Genomic DNA, 22065 nt, shown 5'->3' with positions numbered 1-22065 from the left:
GGTGACCCTGGTCGTCCTGCGGGACCGGTTCACCGAGCCACCGGAGCGGCCGGACGGCCGGATCGTGGTCCTGGACCGGGCCGAGACGCTGCTCAAACACAACGACGTCTACCAGGATCTGATGGGTCATCCGACGGTCACCGGGCTGATCTGTGTGGCGGTCGGTGACGCCGGGCCGGAGGCCCAGGTCGACGGTGTGGTGCTGGCGGCGCCGACGTCGCTGCGCCCGGACGGTGAGCGGCGCAGCGCGATCCTGTGGGCCGGTGACCCGGTCGGCCTGGACTGGGCGCCGCACTCGGCGCCGAGCTTTCCGCAGCCGGGCGGGACCCCGTTCGACGATCTGCTCGCCGCCCTGCAGATTCCGGAGATCTTCGACCGGGTGCTGGCCGCCGTGGCCGACCTGCCGCAGGCGGTGGGCAGTCCGGCCGCGCGGCTGGCCTTCGGCCCGCCGGGCGACGCGGCGCTGAGCGACGCGGCCACGGCCGCCGTCCGGTCCCTGGTCGACCCGGGCGACCTGGCCTCGCGGGGCCTGGCGCAGGCGGCCCGTCGGCTGGACGACGACTATGACCCGGCCGGCGCGGTGCTGGAACCGCCGATCAGCGACCGGGCCCGCGACGCGCGGCGGAAACTGGCTCGCGTCGTCGCGGCGGCCGACACTGTCGGGGCCTGCTGGCGGCTGTTCGGCGCGGACCGCCCGACGGCCACCGCGGGCGCCGCGATGCTGGCGGCGACGCGGGCCGCCGAGGCGTACCGGGCCGATGTGGACCGGCTGCTCGGCGACATGGACCGGCACCTGGAGGAGCAGCGGCCACCGCTGGCCGAGGTGGTCGACCTCGGTGTCGCCGAGCCCCGGCCGCCGCGGATCCCGCGGATCGTGGCTGGCTTGCGCGAGCTGGTCGGCGAGCGGCTGGCCGACGGGGTGACCCTGCCGGACCTGGTCCACGAACTGCAGGCGGCGTCGGCGTTCAGCGCGCCGCAGGGCGTCGGTGGGCTGCACGAGCGGATGGGCCGCGTGCCGATCCCGGACGGTACGCTGCCGGCTTTCCCGCGTTGGCCGCTGAGTCTGTGGAGCCTCCCGCTGATCCTGCTGAGCTGCCTGGCCTGCGTGCTGGTGGCCGGGCCCGGTCCGGACGGGCCGGTGATGGGTCTGCTGCTGGCGCTGACCTGGGCCGGCACCGGCTGGCTGCTGCTGGCCCGGCGTCCCGGCTCGTCCGGCGAGCAGGGTTTCGGGCCGTCGCTGCCGGCGGCGCTGCTCACCTACGGCGTGGCCGGAGCGCTCGGCGTCGCCGGGGGCTACCTGCTGCGGCAACTGCTCACCGAAGCGCCTGTTCTCCCGTACGCGATGGTGGTCTTCGGTGTCTTGATCCTGGTCGCGGTCGCGACCGGATGGCGCGGCTGGCAGACCGCGGCCCGTCGGTGGCGGCGTGAGATGCCGCTGGCGGAGCTGAGCGCGACGGTGGCCACGCTGGACGAGGGCACCGCGCAGGCCTGCGTCACCGAATGGCAGCCGATGCGCCGGCGTCGTGCCGTGTCCGCGGTTGCTGACGCGGCTGCCGGTGGCGTCGAGGCGATCCGCCGGAGCCTGGACGAGGCCGGCGAGACCGTGCTGCCCGCGCCGCGGCACCGGGCGGCGGACGGCGCGGAACGGATCCCGGAGGTGGCGCTGCCCGAGTTGTTCCAGGTGATCCGGGGCGATCTGGCGGACCTGTGCCGTACCGCGCTCGGCCCGGTGTGGGCGGCGGCGGGGGCGCCGCACGGTTCCGCGGACGCCGAGGTGGTCCGCGAGTTCCACGGTCTGCTCTCGCGGTACCGCGAGCATGTCGGGCGCAACGGGCTGATGAGCCCGTTCGGCCCGATCTCCGGCACCGGCACCCGTAACGCGCTGATGGTCCGGGCCTGGGACGCCACGCCCGCGGCCCGGCAGGCGCTGGCCGGCCGGACCGGCGACCGCATGACGCAGCTCTGCGCCACCGACCAGCTCGGGTTCCTGAGCACCCGGAACGAGCCGACCCTGATCCGGTTCGCGCCGCGGCGGCTCGCCGAGGTGCTCCAGCGCGACCCGGGTGATCAGCGGATCGCCGAGGACCCGCAGATCCTGTGGACCGAGGGCGGCGAGTTCGTCGGCGCGATCCGGCTGGTGCCGTTGCGGCCCGAGTCGGTGCGGTACGGCTGGGCGGACGGTGGCGCGCAGTGATCGACGACGAGGAGGTGGTCTGCCGGGACCTGCACGGAAACCTGCACCGGGTCCGGCTCGCCACCCGCGACGGATTCGCCACGCCCGCCTCGATGCTGGTGCAGCAGATCGTCACCGGGCCGAACGACGTCCCGTTCCTGCGCAAGTACGTGCCCGCCGAGGCCGGCCGCCGCGATCCGCGCCTCTACGACCTGTTGGACAACGAGATCCGGATGATCGCCCAGCTGACCCGGGTGCTCGGCGGCCGGGCCGGTGAGGTGCCGGTCCTGGCGGGCTACAACGTGGACGTCGAGGAGCCGTTCGTGCTGCTGCGCCCGTACGCCGGCCAGCCCGCCGCGGACGGCCTGCGGCTGCTCGACCAGGACGGCAAACGCCGGTTCCAGGTCGGCGTGCTGCGCGCCCTGCACCTGATCGGGGCGGCCGGCGTGGTGCACGGCGCGCTGAGCCTGGACGTGCTGCGCTGGAACGGCTCGATCGTGCAGCTGGTCGACTTCGAGTGGGCGCAGGGCGCCGGCGAACCGCGGCGTGCGGGCACCGGACCCCGGCAGTCGCCGGAGCGGCTGCAGGGCACCGGTGTGGCCGACCCGCGCGACGACGTGTGGTCGGCCGGGGTGCTGATCCGGGAGCTGGTCCTGGGCCGGCAGGCGCTGGCCGCGCCCGCGGACCAGAGCGCCGATCCGGTACGCCTGCGCGAACGCCTGGACGGGGTCTTCCGGCCCGTCGAGCAGCGGCCGACGGCGGCGGACCTGCTGCGCCGGATGCACGTGACCGCGCCCGACGTGCGGCCGGTGGACGTCCTCGCCGGCTTCGGCGACGGCTACCGGATGTTCGAGACGATGTGCCGCCGCAAGGGCGGAGCCCCGCCCGGAGCGCCGGCCCCGAAAGCCGAGCCGGTGCCCGGCCGCCGCGGCTGGCGGCGCCTGTTCGCCGGCGGCCGAGGTGGCCGCGACGGTGGGCGCACCGCGCGGGCGGAGGCGTGATGACCACGGAACCGCGCCGGGTGCGCTGCCCGGTCTGCGCCGACGAGTTCGGCTGGCCGCAGGACGGCCGGGTGCTCGTGTTCAACCAGGGCACCCGCAAGCACGACATCATCGACGTGAACGGGCTGTCGCCGGCCAAACGGGCCGGTGTCCGGCGCGACGGCTACATCCAGTGCCCGAACCCGGCCGGTGACATGGGCGCGCCGCACTACCTGCCGGCCACCTACGCCGACTATCCGGACCCGCTGACCGTCGGCCTCGTCGGTGCGCCGATGGCGGGCAAGACGCACCTGCTCACCGCCATGATCCGCGAGGCGTACCGGGGTGGGTTGTCGCCCTACGGGGTGACCACGTCGGCGCTGGACTTCCGCCGCCACGACCACTTCCACGAGCAGTTCGTCCAGCCGTTCGAGCGGGGCGCCGCGCTGGGCGGCACCGACAGCGGTGTCACCGAGGCGGCCGACATCCTGCTGGTCCGCGGCCCGGCCGGGCCCCGGCCGGTGACGTTCTTCGACGTGGCCGGTGAGGACCTGGAGAGCACCGAGGCGATGAACCGGTCCACGCGCTTCATGCTGGGCGCCGACGCGGTCATCTTCGTGCACGCGCTGGAGGACGAGGACCCGGGCAGCACCGGTTCGGTGAACCCGAGCTGGTCGTTCGAGCTGGCCGTCGAGCGACTGCTGGGGGTGCCGGAGAACGCCACCCGGGTCCCGGTGGCGATCGCGGTCACCAAGGCCGACCGGATGCGGTACGTGCCGCCGGTGCAGCGGTGGCTGCGGGCGCCGGCGGCCGGCCTCGACGCGGCGCGGATCCGGGCGGAGAGCCGTGACGTGTACGCCTTCCTGCACCGCCGCGGCGCGGTCGGCTCACTGCGCCCGTTCGACGCGTTCCAGCGCTGCACCCTGCACTTCGTGTCGGCGAGCGGCGGCGACGCCAGCCCGGCCGACGCGGGGCAGCAGCATCGTTTCGCCCGTGGCGTCCGGCCCGCGAACGTCCTGGCGCCGCTGGTCGCGCTCCTGGCGATGACCGGCGTGATCGGCGGGCCGGAGGCTCAGAAGGTGGGAATGCCGTGACCGAGGGCCGTTTCGACCAGCTGTTCTTCGGCTGGAACCAGCAGACCGGCAAACATTCGGTGCTGGCCGACTCGTTCGGCGACGGGGAGGACGCGCGGCGCTGCTTCTACCACCTCAAGTCGCATCTGCGGTTGCAGCGGATGAGGGAGGAGGACGTTCCGGAGGCCGCGCTGTCGTACCTGGTGCTGCCCGACGGGGTGGCTGCGGTGCTGCGGCGGGTGAGCGCCGGGGTGAACGCCGGGCGCAACAACTCGCACGCCCTGGTCGGGCCCACCGGGCTGCTCACCCCGCGGGTCGCGCTCGGCCTGTCGGCGTCGCCGGGCTGGCTCATCGAACCGCCGTCGGGGTCGCTCAAGTCCTACGGACCGGAGCTGGCCGCTGATGCGGCCCGCCGTGCGGACGAGCAGTTCCGTCCGGCGGTCTCCGCGGGCGCCGCCACGCTGGTGCCGATCGTGGCCGGAGTGCTGGGCGATCCACGGGCCCCGATCAGCGTGATCGGCTGCCCGGAGCACTTGAAGACGACGATGCTGTGGGCGCTGCTGGAGATCGCCGAGAAGACCCGGACCGGGCTGCCCGAGTTCAGCTTCTCGACGTACGAGATCCAGCACGACGGGAGTGTCCCGCACATCGTGTTCCTGCCGGCCCGGCCGTACGAGCGGGTGGAGGTCGCCCGCACCGTCGTGGACCTCTCGCACCCCGATGCGGGCGGCTCGCAGACGGATGCGGCGCAGGTGTTGTGCCAGCAGCTCGTGGCCGGAAAGCTGCCCGCTGCCGTCGGGACGCGATCGCGCCCGATCCCGGTGACGGCCCCATCGGCCCCGCCGGTCCCACCCGCGTCGCCCGTCTCCCTGGAGGGGCAGATGGTGGCCGCCCTGCGCCAGGCCGAGGACCTGCCCCACTTCGACCGGGTGCTGTCCGACCTGGAGGCCCGGCCCCGCCATCTGGTGCGCGCGGCGCTGGACGCCGCAGCGCTCGACGACGTCGCGCTACGGGTCGAGGTCGACTTCCGCGAGGAGTTGCTGCACCGGCTGCTGACCGCGGTGTACGGGCCGGACCTCGAGGATCTCGCCGACTCCCGGGTGCAGGCGCACGCCATCGCGGCGGTGCGCGACGGCCGCTCCGAGCAGCTGGCGCTGATGATCGGCAAGGCCGGCGGATCGGTCGGCAAGGCGGCGTACAAGCGGTGGGCCGCCGACGCCCGCGGCCGGCGATCCGACCCGGGCGCCCGCATCGTGCGGCGGCTGCGCGCCCAGCAGCGCGCCCGGTACCTGCCGGTGGCCGCGCTGGTCGCGGTGGCCGCGGTGCTCGGGGTGGCGTTCCTGAGCGGACTGCTGCTGGGCCGTTCCGAACAGGGTCCCGCCGCGGCCGCCGGCGCGCCGCAGGCCCCACCGGCCGCGCGGATCGCCGGTGGTTTCGCCAGCATCGGTGAGGTGAACCCGAATCAGGCCACGGTGGTCGCGTTCGCCAAGGTCGCCGGCGGCCGGCTGGTCCCGCAGGGGCCGTGCGTGTTCGCCACCGAAGGCTTCTGGTTCTGCCCGAGCCGCGCCGACCTGCCCCCGGACCAGTACGCCGACCTTGTGGCCTACGTCGTGCCGAAGGGACAGGCCGCCACCGTGCTCGAAGCCGCCGGGCCGCAGGTGCGCGCGGCGGACTGGGGGCTGGAGCATCCGGTCAGGTGAGTGCGCCGCGCAGTACCTCGGTGAGGCGGCTCTCCGCGCGGGTCGCGGCGAGCCGTCCCCGGTGCAGCACGGTCAGGTCCTCCACCGCGCAGGCCGGCGGCCGGTACGCGTTCGCGGCCGCCAGCGCCGGATAGCGTGTGGCCCAGGCGAGCAGGGCGTCGCGCAGGTCGGCGGGGACCGCGTCGAGGCCCGGCTCGGCCGCGTGCTCGGCGAACTGTTGGCGGTATGGCCAGAATGCCCAGATCTTTGTTTCGTCGATCAGCTGCCCGACCGGGCTGGTCCGCCGGTACCGCAGGGCGATCTCGAAGGAGACGACGCTGCCGTCGGCGATCAGCTCGCCGATCATGCCGTGCCGGGCGCGCTGGCCGGCCATCTCGTAGAAGGTGCTGCGGCAGCCCCGCGGCCGGGCCGCACCGACGATCGTCTTCCAGGTCAGCGGGCGATCCGGGCGGGCGGCGAGGAGCTCGCTGACGGCCTGGTAGTACATGATCTTCGTCTGCCAGTGGTTGCGCTGTGTGCCGGTGTGGTCGGCGAGCCGGAGATACCAGCCCGCGATCGTCGTCCGCGCCAGATCTTCGGTGATCTTCGTTGACATCGTCCCTCTGTCCATTCCCGAGCGGCTGGGAGATGTCGAGCGTGGCCGTAATCACGGAACGGGCGCTATCACGTGTTTTCGTATAACCGGTGACGAACGCCGATGACCTTGTCCAGGACCTCGTCGCAGTCCGCCGGCGGCTCGTCCGCCGACCAGGCGACCTGCTGGTCCGGGCGGATCAGCACGAGCCGGCCGGGCCAGGCGGCCGGCACCGGCGAGCCGGCGACCGACAAGTGCCGGATCGGTACGCCACGCGCGCGCGCAGCCGTGACGAGCTGCCATCCGTACTGGCCAGGGGTGTCGTCGGCGAGCGTGAACTGCGGTCCCAGCCGGTCGAGCAGTTCCTCGCCGCCGGTGAGCCGGAACGACGGGACGCGATGCCCGGCGGTGCCGGCCGGGTCGTACCGGTCGGCGTCCGTGCGGGTGTCCGACTCGTGGTCGAGCACGGCCTGCCGCCGGCGTTCGGTGGCGTAGCCGTCCAGCAGCCGGTCGTCGCCCCACCCGTGGATCGCCGCGGCCAGCCGCCAGCCCAGGGCGATCGCGTCCCCGACGCTGGTGTCCACGTCGTCGCGGGGCGCCTCCGGCTGGTGCGCGGCGCGACCGGCCAGGAAGACCCGGTCCCGGCGGTAGGACCGGGCGATCGACGGCGCGCCGGCCCGCTGCACCACGGCGACGATCTGCGGCGGGTCGGCGGACAGGCCCAGCCGTGAGCTCAGCAGGCCCGCCGGATCGCCGATGCCGGCCTGATCGTCAGCGGACAACGGCAGGTGGGCGACGCACATGTCGGTGTCGTGGCCGGTGATCACGGTCGCGTCCTCGGTGATCAGCACGGTGGGGTTGGCCCGCCCACCGGCCAGGGCCGCGCTGCGGAAGTAGACGGTGAAATGCGCCTCGGGCGGGCCGAACGGTTCCAGGCCGAGGCCGGCGCAGCGGCGCACCGTGCTGTCCGTCCCGTCGCAGCCGGCCAGGTACGCGCTCTCGACGAGATGCCGTCGCCCGGTGTCGGCGTCGATCACGGTGGCGGCCACACCGTCCGGTTCGCTGCGCATGTCGGTCAGCGTCCAGCGCAGGCGCAGATCGATCAGCGGATGCGCGTGCAGGGCCTGCCGCAGCCGGGCGATCAGATCCGGTCCTTTGATCAACAGGTAGGGCTCCAGCGGCGCGGTGCCGTCGGCGCTCTGCGCGTACGACATCTCCAGCTCGGTGGCGGGCGGCAGCAACCGCACCGTCGTCTTCTCCCGGCCCAGCACGACGTCGACCGGGCGGTGCGGGTCCACCTCGTCCGATCGCAGCCGGCGGGCCAGGTTCAGCCGGCGCAGCAGCTCCATGCTGCGGCCGTTGACCAGCTGCAGGTCGGGGAACCGGGAGGGGCCGCCGGAGCGTTCCACCACGGTGCTCGGCACGCCGTGGTGCGCGAGCTCCAGCGCGGTGAGCGCGCCGGTCACGCCGGCCCCGGCCACGAGCACGGGCGTACGCACGGCGGCGGTCGATCGTATATGCGTGGTCACCCTGCCATGCTCGATCCCGGCGCGTCACCCGTACATCCCGTGTTCACGTGGTTGGCGGGCACTCCCGGGCGACGATGGCCGCGAGTTCGGCCCGCCGGCGCACGCCGAGTTTGGTGAAGATGTTGCGCAGGTGGGCGTCCACAGTGTGCTTGGAGATGAACAGGGCGTCCGCGATCTCGATGTTGGTGCGGCCCTGCCCGACCTGCAGCGCCACCTTGCGTTCGGCCGGGGACAACTGCGGCAGGCAGATCGCGGCGGTGGCGGCCCGGTCGGCTGCGGCTGCGGCCCGGTCGGGTGCGGCGGAGCCCCAGCCGGCCCGCAGGCTCTGCAGCCGGGCGCAGGCGCCGGTGGCACCGGCCGCGGACAGGATGGACAGCGCCTCGTCGCTCCAGGCCAGCGCCTCGCCGCCGGTGGCGCGGCCGAGTTCCGCGGCGTCCTGCAGCGCGGTGGCCACGGCGAGCGGCCGGCCGGCCCGGCGGAACTCGGCGACGGCGCGCTGCACCTGGGTCAGGTCGCCGCGGTGCAGGCCGTCGGCGTGGGCGGCGGCGCCGGCGGCGGAGTGCGAGCCGGGGTTGCGCCCGGCGAACTCGCGGGCGGCGCGGACCACCAATGCCGCCGCGTCCGGGTGGCCGGTGCCGTGAGCGAGGCGGGTCAGGCCGGCGGCGGCGACGGGGTCGGTGGCGAGCAGGGCGGGGCGGGCGGGCAGTCCGGCGTACAGGTCGCGGAGCAGGATGAACGCGTCCTGCTGGGCGTCGGTGGCGTCGAGCAGGACGGCTTCGGGCCAGAGCACGTCCTCGGGCACCGGGGTCACGCCGTCGGCGGCCAGTCGGCGTACGTGATCGAGGCGTTCCTGCGCGGCGATGAGGTCGCCGCGCAGCACGGCGACGCGCATCAGCATGCCCAGCAGCGGCATGGCCAGCGCGTGCGCGCCGTGCTGCTCGGCGACGGCCAGACCGGATTCGGCCTCCACCGCGGCCTCGTCGAGGCGGCCGGTGGCGTGCAGCAGGGTGCTCTGGAAGTGGTGCCAGAGCGGTTCGGTCCAGGCCGCGCCGGTCCGGTCGGACGCCCGCCGGCCGTCCCGGATGACCTGCTGGGCGCCGTCGAAGTCGTCCAGGGCGATCAGCGCGGCGGCGAGCCAGATCCGGGGATGGCGGTGCACCGCCTCGCCGCCGGCCTCGTCGGCCAGATCGGTCGCGGTGCGGGCGTGGGTCAGCGAGTCGTACAGCCGGCCCTGGGTGAAGGCGACCAGGCTGCGCGCGGACAGGCCGAAGACGGCCGCGCCCGGTTCCTCGCCGGAGCGGCCGAGTGTGTCGGCGCGGGCTCCGGACTCGTCGGCGGCGGTCAGGTCGCCCAGGTAGCACAGGGCGTGGGCGCGGACCGCGTGCAGCCGGGCCCGGACGGCGGGCGGGATCTCGGTGTGCCGCAGCGCCTGGTCGGCGTACCCGGCGCTCTTCTCGTTGAGCCCGCCGTGCTTGCACGCCTCGGCGAGCCCGAGCAGCAGTAGCGCCTCGGTCTGCGGGTCCAGGCCGGCGCCGAGCGCCTCGCCGCCGAGCTCGCGGGCCTCGCCGAGGCGGGCGGCCGCGGCGAGCAGGCCGACCGTGTCGGCGATCAGCGCGGGGCGTTCCGGGTCGTCGGCGGCGGTGCTGTCCAGGCCGCGCAGCATCACGTCGGCGGCGGCGCTGGGCGCGTACCGGGCGATCTCGCGGGCCATCGACCGGACCATCCGGACCGCGTCGGCCGCCCCGGCGGGACCGCTGTGCAACTGGTGCTCGGCGATCTCGAGGGCCGGGCGGCCGGTGTCGCGGGCGATCGCCGCCGTCGCGCGGTGCAGCTGTTCGCGCATGCTGTGCGGCAACGTGCTGTAGACCGCCTGCCGGACCAGGTCGTGCGCGAACGTGAGCCCGCCGAGGGTGTCCTCCACCAGGAAGTCGGTCATCGCCTCGGCGACCTGCGGATAGACGTCCAGCGCGGGCCGGCCGGTGAGCCGGGCGATCTCCTCGATGTCGAACGGGCGCCGGAACACCGAGGCGGCCCGCAGCAGGCGGCCGGCCGCCGGGGTCAGCGTGTCGAGCAGCTCGCGGACCGAGTCGACGAAGCTGGACGGCAGATCGTCCCCGACGACCGAGCCGATCCCGTTGTTGAGTTTCAGCTGGCCGGTGGCGACCAGCGCCTTGAGCAGCTGCTCGGTGCGCAGCGGGTTGCCGCCGCAGGACAGCGCGAGCGCCACCACGGTGTTGTCCACCTCGGCGCCGACGACCTCGGTGCAGAGCTGGACGATGGCCGGCTCGTCCAGCGGGCCGACCTTGATGGCCCGGTCGCCGTCCCGGTTCAGCCACCGCAGCACCTGGTGACCCGGCGTCTCCCGGTCACCGGTGGTCGGCGGGCGGTGGGCGAGCAGCCAGCGCACCGGGGAGGAGGCGAGCGCCGGGACCAGATCGCGGATGGCGAGGGCGCTCAGCTCGTCCATCCACTGGGCGTCGTCGATCACGATCAGCAGCGGGCGTTCCCGGGCGGCCCGCTCCAGCGACGTCCGCAGCCGTTGCAGGGTGCCGAACGGGTCGGAGCGCTCCGGCTCGTGCCGGGCGAGCCAGTCGAGCGCCGCGGATTCCGGTGCGCAGTCGCGCAGCGCGCCGGCCAGGGTGACCAGCGGCGCGGCCTGGTCGAGCTGGAAGGCTTCGCGGGCCGCGACGGCGATCTTCCGGTCGGCGGCGTGCTGGAGCGTCACCTGGACGAGCCGCGACTTGCCGATGCCGGCGGCGCCGACCAGGGTGTGCCAGCCGCCCGCGCCGGCGGCGGTGTCGTCCACGATCCGGGTGAGCGCATCGATCTCGGCCGTGCGGCCGAAAGGCTGCCAGACCATGCCGACCTCCCGTCGATAGTGGCGGACGCCGTCGATGCATACCTATCACAGCGCGCAGCTTCCGCAACTACTCGTTCGGTGAGGACAATCCGCCCCGCTTCTCCGATGGCGGGTCTGACCTGCGGATATGTCGGAGCCTTCGGAGTGGGCCACTCGTCTGAGCAGTGGGACGGCCGCAGAGCCGTCGCTAGCGTCCATCACTGTCAGTGATGACCACCCGGAAAGGACAGTGCCATGTACGCGAACGAATCCTTCGGGCGGCGGCTGCGCCTGGGGCACCTGAGCCGGCACGGTGGCTCGGGTCTGCTCCTCGTACCGCTCGACCACGCGGTGGGCGCCGGCCCGCTGCGCTCCGACGGCGACCTGGACGTCCTGGTCGCCCAGCTCGCCGAGCACGGCGCGGACGGCGTGGTGCTGCACAAGGGGGCCGCGCGCCGGGTCCGCCCGGCCCGGTTCCGCGACCTGTCGCTGATCGTGCAGCTCAACGCGAGCACGCGGATGTCGGCCGACCCGGACGCCAAGTACCCGGTCGCGACCGTCGAGGAGGCGCTGCGGCTGGGCGCGCACGCGGTCAGCGTCCACGTCAACGCGGGCTCGCGGACCGAGGCCGCGCAGATCGCCCACCTGGCCGAGGTGGCCCGGGCCTGCGACCGCTGGTCGGTGCCGCTGCTGGCGATGATGTACGTGCGCGGCCCCGCGGTCCGCGACGACCGTTCGCCCGGCCTGGTGGCGCACGCCGTCGCGGTGGCCGCGGAGATGGGCGCCGACCTGGTCAAGACGGCGCTGCCGGAGGACCCGGCGGCGACCGCCCGGATCATCGCGGGCGCGGCCGTCCCGGTGCTGGCCGCCGGCGGCTCCCCGCAGGCCGGCGCGGAAGCGGTGCTCGCGCGGATGGCGGCGGCGATGCGGGCCGGCGCCGCCGGGGTGGCGGCCGGGCGGGTCGTGTTCACCGACGACGATCCGGCGGCGGTGCTGCGCCGGCTGTCCGCGGTGGTGCACGACCGGACGCCGGCGGGTGTGCGATGAGGCGCCGGGAGTGCTGGCTCGACCTGCGGGCCGCGGATCAGTGGCGGCGCGAGGTCGCCGAGGAGGCCGTCCACCAGGGGTTCGAGGCGATCGTGGCGGACGATCCGGCCGACCTGGCCGGCCTGCCGCTCAGCGTGACACGGGTGCTGGTCGTGCGCGACGAGATGCCCGCCGAGCTGGGCGACTGCGGAGTCGTGCTCGTCGACCCGGTCCGGCACGGCGAACCGGCCCGTTTCGCCGGACAGTACCTGGGGGTGCGGTTCGGCAGCCGGGTGGACGTGGTCGACGCCGCGAGCCTGGATCTGGCCTGCGAACGCGTCCGTCGCGACGAGCTGACCGTGCTGCGGTTCCACGACCCGACCCACATCCCGCTGGAGATCGTGCTGGCCGCCGCGGACGGCGCGACCGGGCGCATCATCACCGAGGTGGACAGCATCGAGGAGGCGTCGGTCCACCTGAACGTGCTGGAGCGTGGTCCGGACGGGGTGCTGCTGCGGCCGGGCGGGCCGGGCGACGCCACCAAGCTGATCGAGGTGGTCCGGCGCCGCTCGCCCGACCTGGAGCTGGTCACGCTGACCGTCACCGGGGTGCGGCACAGCGGCTCGGGGGAGCGGGCCTGCGTGGACACCTGCTCCTATCTCGGGCAGGACGAGGGGATCCTGGTCGGGTCGCGGTCACGGGGACTGCTGCTCTGCGTGAGCGAGACCCACCCGTTGCCGTACATGCCGATGCGGCCGTTCCGGGTCAACGCCGGGGCGATCATGTCGTACACGCTGACCGACACCGAGCGGACCCGCTATCTGTGCGAGCTGCAGGCGGGCGCCACGGTCCTCGCGGTCCGCGCCGACGGGCGGACCCGGCCGGTCACGGTCGGCCGGGTCAAGATCGAGACCCGGCCGCTGCTGGCGATCGACGCGGTCGCGCCCACCGGCGAGCAGCTCAACCTGATCGTGCAGGACGACTGGCACGTCCGGGTGCTCGGCCCCGGCGGCGTGGTGCACAACTCGACCGAGCTCAGACCCGGCGACGAGGTGCTCGGATACCTGCCCGGACGGGAACGCCACGTCGGCTACCCGATCGACGAACTGTGTCACGAGCTGTGAACGCGCGGCTGCCCCGGATCGGGGACTGGGCGGACTTCGCCGGCCTGGCGAAACTGCAGGAGTCGGTGCTGCCGCAGACGCTGGCGGCGGCGTCCGCGTCGCCGTTCTACCGCGGGCGGCTCGGTGAGACGCTCGCCGAGTGCCCGCTGACGAGCAAGGCGGATCTGCGGGACGCGTATCCGTTCGGGATGCTGGCGGTGGACCGGTCGCGGCTCGCGACCTATCACGAGTCCAGCGGCACTACCGGGACGCCGACGGCGTCGTACTACACCGAGGGTGACTGGGTGGATCTGGTCGACCGGTACGCGCGGATGCACGTCGGGATCGGGCCGGGCGACACGTTTCTGGTGCGGACACCGTACGCGCTGATGCTTACCGGTCACGTGGCCCATGCGGCGGCGCGGGCGTGCGGGGCGACGGTGGTGCCGGCGGACAATCGGTCGCTGGCCACCCCGTACGCCAAAGTGGTCCGTCTCCTGCACGACCTGGACGTCACGCTGACCTGGTCGCTGCCGACGGACGCCCTGGTGTGGGCGGCTGCGGCGCGGCACGCCGGGCTGCAGCCGGGCCGTGACTTCCCGGCGTTGCGCGCGCTGCTGGTGGCCGGTGAGCCGCTGAGCCCGGCCCGCCGGGACCGGATCGCGCACCTGTGGCAGGTCCCGGTGGTGCAGGAATACGGCGCCAGCGAGACCGGCGGGCTGGCCGGCGAGTGTCCGCACGGCAGCCTGCACCTGTGGGCCGACCGGGCGATCTTCGAGGTGTACGACCCGCAGACCGGGCGGATCAGCGCCGAGGGATCGGGGGAGCTGGTCGTGACGCCGCTGTTCCGGGAGGCGATGCCGCTGGTGCGCTACCACATCGGCGACCGGGTCGAGGTGACCAACGAGGACTGCCGGTGTGGATGGGCATTACCGGTCGTGCGGGTGCTGGGCCGGTTCGCCGCCGGTGCGGGTCTGACCCAGCTCGGCCTCGAGGAGATCGTTTTCGGACTGCCCGCCGAGTACGGCGTGCTGTTCTGGCGGGCCCGGCACAGTGCCGGCGGGCTGCACGTCCAGATCGAGGTGGACGCCGGGCACGCCGAGCAGGCGGTGCGCGATCTGGACGCGGCGATCGGTACGGCGTACCCGATCGAAGTCCGTGCCGAGGCCCTGCCGCCGGGCGCGCTGGTGCCGGAGCACGTGCTGACCGCGGCGCCGGAGGTGATGAAGCCTCGCGGCCTGTTCACCGACGGCGAGGACTGGAACCGGGCCCTGCGCTACTACTGAGAGGAAGCCGATGATCGCCATCGTCGGCGCGGGGATCGCCGGCCTGACCGCGGCGCTCGCGCTCGCCCGCCGCAACGTCGGCTGCGTGGTCTTCGAACGCGGCGACCGGATCCCGGACGAGGGGGCCGGGATCCAGCTCTCCCCGAACGCGGCGGCCGAACTGCTGGACCTCGGGGTGCGGCTGGACGACGCGATCCAAGTCGGTCAGCGCGAGTTGCGGCGCTGGCAGGACGACACGGTGCTCACCCGCACCGGCCTCGACCGCTATCCGGTTCCCTATTTCACGATGCGGCGCGGCGCGCTGGTCGCCGCGCTGCGACAGGCGCCGGTACGGCTCGATCACCGCTGCACGGCCGTCCACGAGGACGGCACCATCGAGCTCGCGGGCGGCGCAACCGAGCGGTTCGACGCGGTGATCGGCGCGGACGGCCTGCACTCGGCGACACGCGCCCTGTTCCGGGCGCAGCCGCCGCGGGACAGTGGTTTCGTCGCCCACCGGGCGGTGCTGCCCCTCGCGCAGGCGAGCGCGTTCACCGCACCGGATCGGGTCGTGGTGTGGCTCGGGCCCGGGCGCAACTGCGTGGCGTACCCGATCGGTGCGGACCGGCTCAACCTGGTCGTGGTCACGCCCGGTGACGACCCGCGGTCCTCGTTCACCGGATGGAACCCCGCGGTGCGCGGCCTGATCAGCCTGGCCGCCGGTTTCGACCGCCGGACACTGTACGACCGTGCGCCGTTGCCGGCCTGGCATCAGGGCCGGGTCGTGCTGGCCGGCGACGCCGCGCACCCGATGCTGCCGTTCATCGCCCAGGGCGCCGCCCAGGCCATCGAGGACGCGGTCACCCTGGCCGGATGCCTCGGCGGGCCGGACGCGTTCGCCCGGTACCACGCGGCGCGCCGGGACCGGGTGCAGCGCGTTTTCGAGCTGTCGCGGGCCGGGTCGCGCGTACACCTGCTGCCGGACGGCCCCGAGCAGCGCGACCGGGACCGGGCCCTGGCCGCGGCCTCGCCGGGCTCCCACGACTGGCTCTACGGTCACCGCGCTTGACCACCTCTAACGGGAGTCGTCGCGTTGCTGGGCGACCCATGCCGCGATCTGGGCGCGCGACGTGAAGTCCAGCTTGGTCAGGATGTGTTCGACGTGGGTGTTCGCGGTGCGCCGGCCGATCACCAGCCGGTCGGCGATCTGCTGGTTGGTCATGCCGTCGGCGACCAGCACCGCGACTTCGCGCTCACGCCGGGTCAGCGGCGCCCAGCCGGCTCGCTGCGCCGGGTCACCGGCCGCGTTCGGTGACGACTCGCCGAGCGCGTAGTCGACGGCCGCGGTCAGGTCCAGGGCGAGCCCGTCGGCGTGGGCGGTTTCGAAGCCTTTGTCGCCGGTCTTCTGCCGGGCCTGTTGTTCGACCTGTGCGCCCGCCGCGACCAGGTCGGGGGAGCCGAGCCGCGAGCGGCCGACGGATTGCCACAGGCGGTCGGCGATGCCCAGCAGCCGGGCGGCTCGTTCCCCCTCACCGAGAGCCGCGGTGGCGCCGGCGAGCACATCCATGGCCATCGCACAGCCGGTGCTGTCGCCCAGTTGCCGTTTGAAGCGCAGGGCGGCGCGGCTGTAGCCGACCGCCGCCGGCGGATCGCCGCGACCCAGTTCAGCCAGGGCGCGCATGTAGTCGGCGTACGAGCGCAACCAGAGCTCGTGGTACTCGTCGCACAGCGCCCAGGTCTGCTCGGTGACGGCGATGTCGCGGTCGAACTGCCCGGCGAAAGCAAACGCGATGCACTGCATCGTGAGCGCGATGATCAGGCCGGTCGCCGGGTCGCCGCCGTTGCGGTGCAGGGTGGCCGACTCCTCCGCGTACGCCAGCGCGGCGCCCGGATCTCCCCGGAGAAGGGCGCACAGACCGTCGATGTACGCGATCCAGCCGGCGGCCACGATGTCGCCCTGCGCCGCAGCGTGCGGCCGGCACTGCGCGAGCCGCGCCTGGGCGGCGTCCAGGTCGCCCTGCATCGCGGTCACCATGCCGGCGACCCACAGCGCCCTGGTCAGCGCTTCACTCGGCGGATGCTCCGGCGCGAGCAGCCGATCGAGGTAGTGCCGGCCCTCGCGCGGGTGCCCGCAGGCCATCCAGAAGTACAGCAGCGCCGCAGCCAGCTCGAGACCGGCCCGGTGCTCGGCCGGGTCGGCGAGGCAGTGGTCCAGCGCGGCCATCAGGTTCGCCTGTTCCCGGCTGAGCCGCTCGTACCAGGTGACCTGGCCGGGCCCGCACCACTCGGCGTCGAACCGCTCGGCCAGCCGCAGGTAGTAGTCCCGGTGCCGGCGCCGGAGCCACTGCTCCTCGCCGCCGGCCCGGTACAGATCGCGGCCGTACTCGCGCAGGGTGTCGAGCAGGCGGTAGCGCGTGCCGGAAGGGTGCTCCTCGCCGAGCAGGATCGACTTGTCGACCAGGCCGGCCACCAGGTGCAGCATGTCGGCGCCGGGCAGCAGATCGTCGGCGCACACCTCCTGCGCGGCGGCCAGGTCGAAGTCGCCGGCGAACACCGACACCCGGGACCAGAGCAGACCCTCGGCCCGCGTGCACAGCTCGTGACTCCAGTCGATCGCGGTGCGCAGCGACTCGTGCCGGCCGGCCACCGAGCTGCCGCTGAGCAGGGTGAACCGGTCGGCGAAACGGCCCTCGAGCAAACCCGCGATCTGCTGTACGGAGAACGCCCGGCTGCGTACCGCGGCCAGCTCGATCGCGAGCGGAATGCCGTCCAGCTCCCGGCACAGCCGGACCACCGCGACCTGGTTGTCCCCGGTCAGCGTGAACGTCGGCGAGGCCGCCCGCGCCCGCTCCGCGAACAGCACCACGGCTGCGTCCGGCTCGCGGGCCGCGGCGCCACCGGCGTACCGCTCGGGGTCGGGCACGGTCAACGGGGACAGCGGGAAGACGTGCTCGCCCTGTACCGCGAGGGGCTGCCGGCTGGTCACCAGGATCTGCAGGGTCGGGGCCGCGCGCAGCAGCTCCTCGACCAACTGCGCGCACGCGTCGGCGAGGTGCTCGCAGTTGTCCAGCACCAGCAGCAGCCGCCGGGGGGCCAGGTACTCCGCCAGCGACTCGGCCTGCGGGCGGGTCGACTGATCACGCAGCCCCAGCGCGTGGGCCACGGTCTCGGCCAACAGATCGGCCTGGGCGAGCGAGGACAGGTCGACCAGCCACACGCCGTCCGGGAACGCCCGCTGCACTTCCGCCGCGACTCGCAGCACCGTACGCGTCTTGCCCACCCCGCCGACTCCGGTCACCGTGACCAGCCGCGAGGCTGTCAGTAGCCGTTTGACAGCCGCCCGCTCGTCGACCCGGTCCACAAAGCTCGACAACTCGGCCGGCAGATTGCCCCGCCGCCGCTGCCCTCGCGCTGTCTCGCCCACGCAGCCCTCCCCGCGACACTCGCAGCATAGATGCGGACCGTCCGGCAGGCCTGTGCCATCAGCCGGGCAGGGGATACTCCCCGAGGTGCGGCCGGCGCCGCAGCAGCGCGACCAGTTCCACCCGGGAGACCACCCCGAGTTTGCGGAAGATCTGCCGCAGGTGGTAGTTGACCGTGTGCGGCGACCGGCCGACCCGCGCGGCGATCTGCTGGTTGGTCAGCGCCTGCGCCACCAGTTCGGCGATCTCCCGCTCGCGTCCGCTGAGCACGCCCAGGTCGACGTCGTGGTCGAGGAACGGACGCGGAGCACGGTGAGCCGACGGGGGCCGCGTCCGGGCGGTGCGTTCGCGGTGCAGCGCGGTGAGCACCGGGCGGGGCATCGACGCCTCGACGATCGGGCGGACGAGTTCGTGGCTGAAGGCGAGGGTGTCTCCGGCGGCGACGATCAGGCCGGAGTCCAGCGCCTCCTCGATCGCCGGCAACAGGGTGACGACGGTGCCGCCGAGCAGGCCGGTGAGGCGGGCGGGGACGAACGGCGAGGGCAGCGCGGTCGCAGCCTGCAACAGGTGGCGGCCGGCCGGGGAGAGCCCGGCCAGGCGGTCGGCCAGCCGGGCGCGGGTGCTCTCCGGAAGCCGGGCCGGCACCGGTACGACAATGCCGTCACTGATCCGCAACAGCCCTTCGGCACGCAGCGCGGCGATCAGCCGGACCACCGCGCCGGGCCGGCCCGCCGCCACCCGGGCCAGGTCGAGCAGCCGGTCGCCGGGGCGCATCCGGGGCAGCATGGCGGTGATCAGACGCCGGACGTCATCGGCGGCCAGCGGTGCCAGCCGCAGCCGGTGGACCTCGGCCGTCTCAGTCACCGGCCCTAACACGATCCGGTCCGGCCCGGTGGTGAAGGTCAGATTCCGCCGGCGGGCCTGTGCGGCGAACTCGTGCAGCAGCCGGGCCCGCCCGCTGTCCGCCGGGCCGTCGACCAGCACCACGGCGGGCCGGTCCGGGCCGAGCCGGTCGAGCAGCGCGGCGAAGCACCGCATCTCCCGATCCCGCCCGATCAGGGGAAGTGACTGTGCCATCGGTCCTCCTCGTGGGGTCGGACTCCGATGGTGCGGGTGATTGCGCGGCCGGATGCGCTACAAGTAGCGCATTCGCCGAAGTTCACAGTCGTACACCCGGCAGTATCACCACCAGCCCAGCAGGGTGATCGCGCTGACCAGGAGCAGGGCGGCGGCGAGGGCGAAGCCGGCCCACTGGATCGGGGAGAGGGCAGCGTGGGCCTGAACGCGGCGCACCGGCGCGCCGTTCAGGGTGTGCAGGACCTCGACAGCGCGGACCGAACCGCGACGGCCCTTGTCGAGCCGGACCAGATCGCCGGTCCGGAGCGCGTCGCGGGGTGCGTCGGTGCGCAGCGAGACCGGGACGGTGGCGCCGTCAGCGGTGCGGATCCCGAAGCTCCAGACGGCGTCGTGGCCGCCGGTGGACCGGGTGTAGCGGTGTCCGGCGGCGACCGCGGCGACGCAGAGGAGCGGCAGCAGCAGTCCTACCAGGAAGGCGACGGCGCTCATGCCGCCGATCAGCGCGCGGCCGGCCAGGGCGGCGATGCTGATCAGGGCGGCCGCGGAGACGGCGAGCAGGCCGGGGACCGACTTCCGGGAGTACGTCGGCCGGTTGATCTTGATCGGTCCGGTGATGACACCGGCGTGCGGGTCGGCGGCAGCCGGTTCCGCAGCGCGGTCAGCGGAAGCCGGTGCGGGCGGGGGCGGGGGCCGCCGGCCCGGCGGTGGACCAGGCCGGCCGGGCGTCGCGCCGGTCAGTGGGCTCCGGCGGCCCGCCGACGGGCCGGGGCTGCCGGGCGGTGGATTCGGCCTGTCGGAGGCGCGGGGCCGCGCCCACGGTGGCTGGTCGTTGCTCATGGCCGTAGCCGACCGACGACGCACTGGTTCCCCCGTTCCGCCGTGGACAGATCAGCGAACTGCTCGGCACACCAGTCCAGCACGGCCTGCCGGTCCGCGAAGTCACCCACAGCGAAGGTCACCCAGAGGAAGTTGCCGTTGATCGACTGCCGTTTTCCGTAGTCGGTGCTCTTGAGCAGGATCACCGGATGCTCGAGGCTGTCGTGCTGCTCGCGCAGCCGCTGGTGCTCGGCGAGGATGTCGGCGGCCTCGAAGACGTGCGATCCGTCCTCGGTGGTCTGCAGCGGATCCTCGATGCCCGGATACTTCGAGGCGATCTGCGCGGCCGGCTGACCGTCGAACGAGACCTTGCCCTGGTCTCGCAGGTAGAGCTCCTCCAGCGTGGCCAGCGCCGCGTCGTTCGGGTCGGGCTCCTCGGTGAAGTTCTCGGTGGCCGGCTCGGTGTAGGGCTGCGCGGTTTCCGGCTCCGGGTCGTAGGTGGTCTGCGTCCCGGCGTCGTTCGCCTGACCGCTGGTGCCGTTCGGCGCCGCGGGGTCCGCACTCGGCCGTAGAGCGACGAACAGCACGACCGCCACCGCAAGCACGACTGCCACCGCCACCCCGGCCATGATCGGCAGCCGGCCGAGGCCGCCGGAAGACGGTGCGACCGGGGCCGATTCCGGTGGCGCGCTGTGCGGCGGCGGGGGTGGCGGCATGCTCGGCGGCGGAGGCATGCCTTGTGGTGGCATTCCTTGTGGCGGCCGCGGCGGGGGCATGCCTTGCGGTGGCCGGGGTGGCGGCGGGCCGGCCGGTGGTTGCGGTTCGGGCCTGTGGGGTACGCCGCTCGGCTCCTCGTCAGGCCGCAGGAAGGCGGTCGGGTCCCAGAGTCCGCGCGGCTCATCACGGTCGGACATGGTGATCAGTCCCCGAAGACCACGACGCGCCGGCGGCTGGGGCTGGTGTCCGAGGTAGCGGGTGTCGGCGCCTTGCCGGCCGGGACGGCCCGCTCCCGGCCCCACGCCCGGATCTCCTCGATCTGCTCCGGATTGGTCCGGCTCAGCGGGAACGTGTTCGCGAACGTGTCGATCACGAACTCGCTGCGCAGCGACTCCGGCCCGTTCAGATAGATCTGCTCACCGACCTCGTGCAGCGCCGCCTCCAGATCGGAGCCGGCGAAGCCCTCGGAGAGCCCGACCAGCTTGTCCAGCAGCTCGCCGGGCAGGTCCTGCTTCACGTACCGCCGGTAGTACATGCCGATGATCTCCTGCCGGTCCGGCGCCTCCGGCAGGTCGACGAAGAACAGCTCGTCGAAGCGGCCCTTGCGCAGCAGCTCCGGCGGCAGCGAGCGGACGTCGTTGCTGGTGGCGACCACGAACACCCGGTGCCGCGACTCCTGCAACCAGAACAGGAACTGCCCGACGAGGCGGCGGTTCACGCCGGTGCTGTCGTTCTGCCCGGCCAGGCCCTTCTCGATCTCGTCGATCCACAGGATGCAGGGAGCGAGCCGGTCCGCGGTGTCCAGCGCCTCCCGCAGGCGGGCCTCGGACTGGCCCACGTACTGGCCGAGGATCGCGCCGAGGTCGAGGCGGTAGAGCGGGAGCTGCCACTCGGCGGAGATCGCCTTGGCCGACAGTGACTTGCCGCAGCCGGGCACCCCGACCAGCAGCACGCCACGCGGTGGCCGCAGCTCGGTGCCGCGCAGGTCGGACACCATGATCTTCTGTTTGCGGCGCAGCCAGGCGCGCAGGCTGGTGAGCCCGCCGACCTCGGTGTCCGACTGCTTGAGCCGCACCCGTTCCAGGCCGGCCAGGGCGCCGAAGTGCTTGTCCTTGAACTCGGCGAGGTGCTGCACGTCGCTCTTCTCGACCGTGCCGCGGGCCACCAGGGTGGCCATCACGTTTATGGCGGTGCCCTCCGGGACGCCGACCAGGAACTCGGCGGCCCGCCGGGCGTCCTCTTCGGTCCAGGCGATCGGGACGACGCCGTGGTGGTCGCGGAGGAAATCGACGATCACCTCGTACATCTCATTGGCGTCGGGCAGATCCAGGGTGACGCTCATGCCGAGCCGTTCCAGGCCGCCCCACAGCGGGGTGTCGGTGAGGATGATCAGGCTGCCCGAGTTGGCGTCAGCCAACCGGGCCAGTTCGGCGACGTGCCGGCTGGCGGTGTTGTCGTCGCTGAGGTCCTCGGGGTCCACGAAGATCACGGTGGCCTGCCCGCGGCTGGCGAACTGCTGGGCCGCGAAGTCCATCGCGCCGGTGAGCGAGCGGTCCTCCTGCGCCGGGCTGTTGGTCCGCAGATCCCGCAGCCCGGTAGCCCGGGTGTAGATCCAGAACGGCAGACCGGCCCGGCGCGGGCTGGACGCCACCTGTTTGATCAGGCGCAACGCCCGGGTCTGCTCCATGCTGCGGACCCCGATGATCGGTACCCGGGCGGAGATGTAGCTGTCGAGATCCTTGAGGGCCTCGTCGTAGTTCGACATACCTAC

Annotated in this window: 16 protein-coding genes; 8 read left to right on the top strand and 8 right to left on the bottom strand. The window is 73.7% G+C overall.

The window, feature by feature from the left end:
- Position 1 precedes the first annotated feature (1 nt).
- From OHA21_RS19150 to OHA21_RS19135, 4 genes are read left to right on the top strand one after another with little or no spacing between them, the layout of a single operon-like run.
- Positions 2 to 2194 (top strand): hypothetical protein, encoded by a 2193-nt coding sequence (locus OHA21_RS19150; protein WP_328475429.1) that lies wholly within the window; start codon positions 2 to 4, stop codon positions 2192 to 2194.
- Complete coding sequence (locus OHA21_RS19145) at positions 2191 to 3174, top strand: hypothetical protein (RefSeq protein ID WP_328475428.1); 984 nt, start codon at positions 2191 to 2193, stop codon at positions 3172 to 3174. Before OHA21_RS19150 ends, OHA21_RS19145 begins: the two co-directional genes overlap by 4 nt.
- A complete protein-coding gene (locus OHA21_RS19140) occupies positions 3174 to 4247 on the top strand; it encodes a hypothetical protein (RefSeq protein WP_328475427.1) in 1074 nt (357 codons plus the stop codon). The genes OHA21_RS19145 and OHA21_RS19140 overlap by 1 nt, the downstream gene beginning before the upstream one ends.
- Positions 4244 to 5926, top strand: a complete 1683-nt coding sequence (locus OHA21_RS19135) for a hypothetical protein (protein WP_328475426.1) — start codon at positions 4244 to 4246, stop codon at positions 5924 to 5926. The genes OHA21_RS19140 and OHA21_RS19135 overlap by 4 nt, the downstream gene beginning before the upstream one ends.
- On the opposite strand, the gene OHA21_RS19130 is transcribed toward OHA21_RS19135, so the two are convergent.
- From OHA21_RS19130 to OHA21_RS19120, 3 genes are all read right to left on the bottom strand, one after another.
- Positions 5919 to 6521, bottom strand: coding sequence for a hypothetical protein (locus OHA21_RS19130; protein WP_328475425.1), 603 nt, complete (start codon positions 6519 to 6521; stop codon positions 5919 to 5921). The two genes, OHA21_RS19135 and OHA21_RS19130, sit on opposite strands and share 8 nt — an antisense overlap.
- A gap of 68 nt (positions 6522 to 6589) precedes the next feature.
- Positions 6590 to 8029, bottom strand: a complete 1440-nt coding sequence (locus tag OHA21_RS19125) for an FAD-dependent monooxygenase (protein WP_328475424.1) — start codon at positions 8027 to 8029, stop codon at positions 6590 to 6592.
- Positions 8030 to 8072: 43 nt separating this feature from the next.
- Positions 8073 to 10889: a helix-turn-helix transcriptional regulator gene (locus OHA21_RS19120; protein ID WP_328475423.1), complete on the bottom strand. Its 2817-nt coding sequence runs from the start codon at positions 10887 to 10889 to the stop codon at positions 8073 to 8075.
- A gap of 234 nt (positions 10890 to 11123) precedes the next feature.
- Here OHA21_RS19120 and OHA21_RS19115 point away from each other — a divergent pair, with 234 nt between their 5' ends.
- Genes OHA21_RS19115 through OHA21_RS19100 form a run of 4 tightly spaced genes read left to right on the top strand, consistent with a single transcriptional unit; the run spans position 11124 to position 15331 of the window.
- Entirely contained in the window at positions 11124 to 11915 is a 792-nt protein-coding gene (locus tag OHA21_RS19115) for a 2-amino-3,7-dideoxy-D-threo-hept-6-ulosonate synthase (protein ID WP_328475422.1), read from the top strand.
- Positions 11912 to 13018: a 3-dehydroquinate synthase II family protein gene (locus OHA21_RS19110; protein WP_328475421.1), complete on the top strand. Its 1107-nt coding sequence runs from the start codon at positions 11912 to 11914 to the stop codon at positions 13016 to 13018. The genes OHA21_RS19115 and OHA21_RS19110 overlap by 4 nt, the downstream gene beginning before the upstream one ends.
- The gene (locus OHA21_RS19105) at positions 13003 to 14283 is read left to right on the top strand and encodes a phenylacetate--CoA ligase family protein (protein WP_328475420.1); all 1281 of its coding nucleotides are present in this window, start codon (positions 13003 to 13005) and stop codon (positions 14281 to 14283) included. The genes OHA21_RS19110 and OHA21_RS19105 overlap by 16 nt, the downstream gene beginning before the upstream one ends.
- 10 nt (positions 14284 to 14293) lie before the next feature.
- The gene (locus OHA21_RS19100; protein WP_328475419.1) at positions 14294 to 15331 is read left to right on the top strand and encodes an FAD-dependent oxidoreductase; all 1038 of its coding nucleotides are present in this window, start codon (positions 14294 to 14296) and stop codon (positions 15329 to 15331) included.
- Between the two features lie 6 nt (positions 15332 to 15337).
- Here the strand turns inward: OHA21_RS19100 and OHA21_RS19095 are convergent, their stop codons facing one another.
- From OHA21_RS19095 to OHA21_RS19075, 5 genes are all read right to left on the bottom strand, one after another.
- Complete coding sequence (locus OHA21_RS19095; protein ID WP_328475418.1) at positions 15338 to 17686, bottom strand: ATP-binding protein; 2349 nt, start codon at positions 17684 to 17686, stop codon at positions 15338 to 15340.
- 58 nt (positions 17687 to 17744) lie between these two features.
- Positions 17745 to 18761, bottom strand: coding sequence for a helix-turn-helix domain-containing protein (locus tag OHA21_RS19090; RefSeq protein WP_328475417.1), 1017 nt, complete (start codon positions 18759 to 18761; stop codon positions 17745 to 17747).
- 105 nt (positions 18762 to 18866) lie between these two features.
- Positions 18867 to 19598, bottom strand: coding sequence for a hypothetical protein (locus OHA21_RS19085; RefSeq protein WP_328475416.1), 732 nt, complete (start codon positions 19596 to 19598; stop codon positions 18867 to 18869).
- Positions 19595 to 20197 carry a hypothetical protein gene (locus tag OHA21_RS19080; protein ID WP_328475415.1) on the bottom strand — a complete coding sequence of 201 codons (603 nt, stop codon included), beginning with the start codon at positions 20195 to 20197 and terminating at the stop codon, positions 19595 to 19597. Before OHA21_RS19080 ends, OHA21_RS19085 begins: the two co-directional genes overlap by 4 nt.
- Positions 20198 to 20496: 299 nt before the next feature.
- A complete protein-coding gene (locus OHA21_RS19075; protein ID WP_328475414.1) occupies positions 20497 to 22059 on the bottom strand; it encodes an AAA family ATPase in 1563 nt (520 codons plus the stop codon).
- Between the last annotated feature and the right edge of the window lie 6 nt (positions 22060 to 22065).

This window comes from Actinoplanes sp. NBC_00393 (assembly GCF_036053395.1).
Lineage (GTDB): Bacteria > Actinomycetota > Actinomycetes > Mycobacteriales > Micromonosporaceae > Actinoplanes.
The sequence above is the reverse complement of the archived record's forward strand: the minus strand, read 5'-3'. Positions and strand labels throughout refer to the sequence as shown.